This is a genomic window from Microcoleus sp. PH2017_09_SFU_O_A (assembly GCF_020738625.1).
GTDB lineage: Bacteria > Cyanobacteriota > Cyanobacteriia > Cyanobacteriales > Microcoleaceae > Microcoleus.
The window spans coordinates 1-6065 of sequence record NZ_JAEQCF010000151.1 but is presented as its reverse complement, the minus strand read 5'-3'; the positions used below and the strand labels follow the sequence as shown (position 1 = coordinate 6065).

Here is a 6065-nt window from a genome sequence, read left to right as displayed (position 1 = left end):
AGATTGATTTTTCATGATTTACTGATTGTGTAACAACCAATATAAGTTTCTAGTATCTTATCCTGTTTCTAGTAAGGCAAAAGTAAACATAAGTTAAGAATTGGGATTCAATCCAGTAAAGCAAAACTTTCCATTATATCATAAAATTATTTTGCAAGAGGTCTAATGAAAAATTTGCCTATTTTCTTAGGAATTACAGCGATACTGGTTCAGGTCTGTTTTCCTCCGGTCGCCAAAGCACAATCAGTGGCTGAACAACGTATCTGTCGTCAAGGTGGGCGATATGTTGTATTTGCTCAGCACCCTCTCTCTCAAGGGGCATGGGGTAGGGGAGGACTTGATGGAAATCGTCCCAATAGTCCAGTAGGAGATAGACTCAATGTCGAGATTGCTCATGAACAGATATTTTTCTGTAACAATGGAAGAGTTGTGGACAACATAGGTTTTGGCCCAACAGGCAGATTCAAGTACCCCGAAGAAGCTATCAGAACCGGTCAAGAATCTAGTGGTGGCAGAGTTGACAACTTTGTTCCAATTGATAGTGAACGTTACGATCCTGAGATAGTTAAAATTGTTTTGGCAGGCGGAACAGCAGTTCTTCCCGATCGTTGTGAGTTTCGCACACCAAATGATGGTATTTATGGAGGGGTAGTCAATAATTGTCAAGGTTGGACAGCAAGAGTAAAAGAAGAATACTGGCGAAAGATGTTCATAGGTACATGGGAAGCAAGATTCCAGTGTGGACCTGGTAAATACATTATGCGGTACTATCTCAGGGGTGATACTCTTATCCAAACCGTAATACAAAACGGTGGAGATAATTGTTTACCCAATGGACATACATCTGCTATCGGTTCAATACCAAGGAACATTTCTAAAGGAAGTACCTTCAATGCTACTATCTATCTCGGTACAGGAAGTCAGACTAGATCGGGAACAATTAGAATAATTGATGCCAATACTTTTGAGTTTGAAGGTACTGTTCTTCGTCGAGTTAAATAGTAATTGTAGCTGAAAGCAGTCTAACAATATAAAAACTAGGATTAATTCCAACAGCATCAGCAACCAACTCATCAGCAGCAGCAATAGTTACGATCGCCCCTTACTTCTTTACTGATAGGCGAATCAATGAGGAGTGTGGAGGCGATACTCTTAGGGTGAAAAATGCGATCGCCCCTCACTTTTTACCGATCGACATCGACGCTTATTAGAAGCAGATAATCTCGATCGTGCATCGCCAGTATCTAGCAGTGCATTCGCGGAGACAGAAAAGCCTGCATGACATCAGAGTGATGGGAATCGTGGGTAATGCTTCATCGTCAGAAAAGGGAAACTAGATCGTACTAGGCATAAGTAGACGCCTCTCGGTCATCCCGAATCATCTGCATCAGAATGTTTGCAGCTTCCGTTGCGTCGTAAGGCGACCAAACCGGATACTCTGATGCAGAAAAGATAACTTGTAGTTCAGCCTTTGGGATTTGCACAGCTAGGAGTTTGAAGAGTGATAATTTGTCTGACTGGCTCAGACTGTCCACCAAGGGAATTAACTCAGCGAGAGACATAGTTTAAACTCCCAGACATACGATAATACATTATACATTTATCATAAACTATCTGTGAGATAATGAATCAAGGATACACGGAAATCTTAAACAACCCTTTAATTCGTATAGAATTAAAGCAAGCTTGGGAAGATTCTCAACCTGGAGTAACTGGCGGACACGAAGAAGGCGGTTTCATTTTGAAAGATTCAGCAGGAAATCTCAGTGTTGTGCGATGGTCAGTCGGCAATCAGAATAGCATCATTGTGCCTGCTCATCCAAAGTGTAAAATTGGGGAAAACGCTATTGTTGCGTCGTTTCACACTCATCCCAATACAGGAGGTGATTATTTGCAAGAACCTAGTGAGACAGATAAGCGTGCTGTTAGAGACGATCCTGATTTAAAGGAAGCCTCTTATGTAGGTGAGTTTGTGATTTCGCAAGCAAAAATCTATTTAATTGCACCGAATGGACAAGTAAGTGAGATTTCGGATACATCTATCATTCTAGGTTGAAAAGTGGAGGCTAATTATGGCTGCAACATTAAGTTCAGATGTGCTTCAAGATGATATTGCTGTTGCAATTGCTCGTGCGATCGCTGCTGCTAATAAACGTGCCCGTGAATTGAATATTGATGTAATGCAAAGCATCATCAGCCTGACGCAGCATCCTCAAAATGATAGCTGGGTATGGCGAGTGAACTATGGGGCAAGAGATTATATTGGGCGGCGAGGTGGGGATTTAATTATTGAAGTTAATCCAGAGGATATTAGCATCCAGAGAGTGCTTTGGGGGCAATAGGTACAGTGCGATCGCATTTTTTTTTACTCAAAATCTAATTTTAAACAGAAGTGCGATCGCCCTTCCTCCACCTCTTCAACAACTCCGGCGTCACCAAACCTTGCGGAAAAAATATCGTCCCCAACACAATCAACACCCCAAACACAATTAATCGCCCATCCCGCAGAAATTGCGCCAACCAAACCGGCAATCCCTGAATAGTCGCCATCCCCCTCAAAACCTCCGGTAAAGCAGTAAAAACCATCCCGCCCAAAACAGCTCCCAAAAACGTTCTACTACCACCAATCAACACAGAAGTCAAGTAAATAATACTAGCATCAAAAGTCCCTTGACGCGCGTTCCAAGTATTCAGAAAATGAGCACTAATAGCACCCACAACCCCAGCTAAAATAGCACCTAACGTAAAAGCCAAAACCTTGTAAAAAGTTGGGTTAATGCCGATCGCATCCGCCGCCAACTCATCAGCCCGAATCGCCGCAAAAGCCCGCCCCACCCGAATCCGTTCCAGCCGATAGACAATCGCCATACTTACCAACAGTAAAGGCAGTACAATCCACAAATACTCGATCGGCGTTCCAAACGGTTGCGGAATCCCAAAAATCCCCACAGCCCCGCCAGTGATGTCCAGATTCAGCGATAATACGCGGAGAATTTCCACAAAAGCAATAGTTGCGATCGCCAAATAAATCCCCCGCAACCGCAGCGCCGGAACTCCCACCAAAATACCCAACAACCCCGAAACAGCCCCTGCAATTATCATCTCCACTAACAGCAGTGGCAGCGGAAATAAACCCCCCGTCGTTTGAAACACCGTCGTAGACAAAATCGCCGCAATATAGCCGCCCAAAGCATAAAAACCGGGGCTAGCGAGAGACAATTGTCCAGTCATCAAAGGCAAATATAGCGACAATCCCAACATTGCACCCAGCAACATCGAGACAATCAGAAACCCATAAGTAGTAAAAAATGTAGCCATAACTTTATCTTAAATTATAAACATACTTAAATACGGGCTTTCTATCAAATGCGATCGCATCCGAATTATTCATTTCTCTCTTCTCTTTCTCTGCGCCCTCTGCGCCCTCTGCGGTTAAATCATTCCGATGTAACCGGAATCGATCTAACAAACTTACACCTTTTGAATCAAACGCCGCCCAAACAAACCCTGCGGCCTAACCAACAGCATAATAAACAATATCGCAAAAGCCACAGCATCCTTATAAGCCGAAAAATCTCCCGGCACAAAAGCCTCCACCAAACCAATGATAAACCCACCAAAAACAGCCCCCGGAATACTCCCCAACCCACCAAGCACAATCACAGCCAAACCCTTTAAACCAAAAGCAATCCCAAAATACGGCCCCGCAATACTCACACTAGAACCCACCAAACTCCCCGCCAAACCAGCCAGAAAACTACTCACAAAAAACGTCAAAACAATATACCTGTCAGTATCAATCCCCAACAGACTAGAAGTAGTAGCATCTTCAGCCACCGCCTGCATTGCCTTACCAAATTTAGTGAAATTTATCAAGTAAGTTAGGAGACTAACAATCGCCACAGCCACCACAAAAATCACTATTTGCACAGTGCGAATCGGAATCTGTCGATCCGCCGTACCAAAGTTAATAGCTGCTGGCAAATTGCCGTAAGTATTAGCCGGAAAAGTGTAAATCTCAGCCCCGACAAGATATTGAATCATATTTGCGATCGCAACTGCTACACCCAAACTAGAAACCACCGTCAACAGAGGATCTGAGTGTCGGCGACGCAAAGGTAAAAAAGCAACTCTTTCCACAATTACTCCCACCAAACCAGCCAACACACTGCCCAAAATTAGCGCCACCGCGAAAGGCAACTGCACGGGAATTCTAGCATTAGCCAACAACCCGTTAAAACCGAAAGCACCGCCCATCAGCGCATAAGTGAAATAAGCACCTAAGGTAAACACTGCACCGTGAGCAAAATTAATAATCCCGAGAATAGAAAAAACCAGCGTGTACCCCAGGGCAAAAATAGCATACACGCTGCCGATCGACAAACCATTCAGAAATTGTTGCAGAAATAGAGTTAAATCCATCGCCAGTCACAAATTAGGCATCAAAATTAAATCATTCAATCACAAATAGGCTAAAAAACTACTGTCCTATTTTTTGACTGCATCCGTTAAATCCGCTACAAAATTCCTTGCCGAACTTCCTTTATTTCAGAAACTCAAACTTCCCATTAACTCCATCCGCATCCATTTTAATTTGTGCCACATAAAAGTCTTTCTGATTGATTTCACCTTCCGGCGTAAAAGAAATTTCCCCCAAAGGTGTATCGTACTTACCAGTCAACAACTGCTCATTAAGCTTTGTACGCAAGTCTGCCAAAGGCTTTTTACTAACCTTAGACTGAGAATTAATTGCCTTTAATGACTCCACAAAAACTTGAACGCCCGTAAAAGCTTGAGCGCTAAACTGAGGCGGTTCCTTCTTAAATTGAGCGCGATAAGCATCGCGAAAAGCCTTATTAATTTCATTCTGATATTCCGGGCTGTACGCTTGGGCAATCAAAACCCCATCGCAAAGAGCCTTACAAACAGTAAATACATTGGAAGTATTCAAACCGTTGCCGCCAATGATAACGCCTTTGTAGCCCAACTCCCGCAATTGCTTAATTAAATTGCCTCCATCTGCGGCCAACCCAGAAATAATGATCAAATCGGGCTTGACATTGATCGCATTAGTGGCTTGAGATTGAAAATCTGTATCAGTAGTCAAGAATTTTTGGACTGTTGCCAATTCCAGCCCCATCTCTTTAACCGTTTTCTGGAAAGTTTCAGTCTCAGATTTGCTGAAAGCATCATTCTGAGCAAAAAACACGGCTACTTTCTTGATATTGGGATTTTGCTTGAGGGCGGCTTTAACTGCATTAGGTGCCACCACGGCGACAGGCGCGGAGACTCTGGCCACATAATCGCCAATCTGGGGAATGCCTTTAGCCGTATTGGAGGGTGCGAGGACGGGAACTTTGGCGCGATCGGCGATCGGATCGGCACCAAAAGCTTGCTGTGATAGAGTTGGGCCCACAATCCCCACCACCTTATCCTGATTGATCAGAGTATTGAACGCATTAATCGCCCCTTGTTCATCTCCACCCGTATCTTGGAACACCAATCTAATCGGCGTCCCATCCACACCGCCCTTATCGTTAAAATATTTCTCAGCAATTTTCGCCCCAGCCACCTGTTCCTGACCGAGTAAAGCCACATTGCTAGTTTGCGCCACCCCAATCCCTATATATATAGTCTTGGAATTCTGCCCGGCCGAACCCTGTGGCGAAGTACCGGCAGAGGGCGAAGTCGCCGGAGATGCTGTGGTAGAGGTTTGGGGAGTATTTGTCTGACTGCAAGCCAGCAACAGTGAAGCGCACGTAACGAATAAGGCACTAGGGCGAGCTGTCGGTTTTTTCATGAGCGGGCGATCGAACACATATATATAGAACATCTGTCTGTGTCTGTAGAGATATTCTACCCATTAGCGGAAGAGTCCCCGGAAAAAACCTTAGAATTACGCCCCAAACAAGTGAAATCCGGAAAAGCAGATTGGGCGATCGGGTCAAAGAGTCGGTCTCAACAGTCGAAACCCATACGGTGCATGGCTTCAAAAAAAAGTCAAAATTATTTTCGCAAAACGCTTGACAAGCCCTTGCGAAATAAGTATATTAATAAAGCGCCAG

7 protein-coding genes are annotated in these 6065 nt (G+C 44.1%); 3 read left to right on the top strand and 4 right to left on the bottom strand.

Annotated features, from left to right (window positions below; translation table 11 throughout):
• The first annotated feature begins 165 nt into the window (after positions 1–165).
• Entirely contained in the window at positions 166–1002 is an 837-nt protein-coding gene (locus JGK16_RS31820; RefSeq protein WP_293193877.1) for a hypothetical protein, read from the top strand.
• A 341-nt stretch (positions 1003–1343) separates the two neighbouring features.
• Here JGK16_RS31820 and JGK16_RS31815 read toward each other — a convergent pair whose 3' ends face one another.
• Positions 1344–1562, bottom strand: coding sequence for a hypothetical protein (locus tag JGK16_RS31815; protein WP_293193875.1), 219 nt, complete (start codon positions 1560–1562; stop codon positions 1344–1346).
• A 62-nt stretch (positions 1563–1624) separates the two neighbouring features.
• Between JGK16_RS31815 and JGK16_RS31810 the strand changes: the two genes are divergently transcribed.
• Positions 1625–2056, top strand: coding sequence for a DUF4329 domain-containing protein (locus tag JGK16_RS31810; RefSeq protein ID WP_293193873.1), 432 nt, complete (start codon positions 1625–1627; stop codon positions 2054–2056).
• A 16-nt stretch (positions 2057–2072) separates the two neighbouring features.
• Complete coding sequence (locus JGK16_RS31805) at positions 2073–2342, top strand: hypothetical protein (RefSeq protein ID WP_293193871.1); 270 nt, start codon at positions 2073–2075, stop codon at positions 2340–2342.
• Between the two features lie 40 nt (positions 2343–2382).
• On the opposite strand, the gene JGK16_RS31800 is transcribed toward JGK16_RS31805, so the two are convergent.
• The 3 genes from JGK16_RS31800 to JGK16_RS31790 all read right to left on the bottom strand — a co-directional run bounded on the left by JGK16_RS31800 (position 2383) and on the right by JGK16_RS31790 (position 5833).
• Entirely contained in the window at positions 2383–3318 is a 936-nt protein-coding gene (locus tag JGK16_RS31800) for a branched-chain amino acid ABC transporter permease (RefSeq protein ID WP_293193869.1), read from the bottom strand.
• 153 nt (positions 3319–3471) lie between these two features.
• Positions 3472–4422, bottom strand: a complete 951-nt coding sequence (locus JGK16_RS31795; protein WP_293193867.1) for a branched-chain amino acid ABC transporter permease — start codon at positions 4420–4422, stop codon at positions 3472–3474.
• A 121-nt stretch (positions 4423–4543) separates the two neighbouring features.
• Positions 4544–5833 carry an ABC transporter substrate-binding protein gene (locus JGK16_RS31790; protein ID WP_366035305.1) on the bottom strand — a complete coding sequence of 430 codons (1290 nt, stop codon included), beginning with the start codon at positions 5831–5833 and terminating at the stop codon, positions 4544–4546.
• Positions 5834–6065 lie beyond the last annotated feature (232 nt).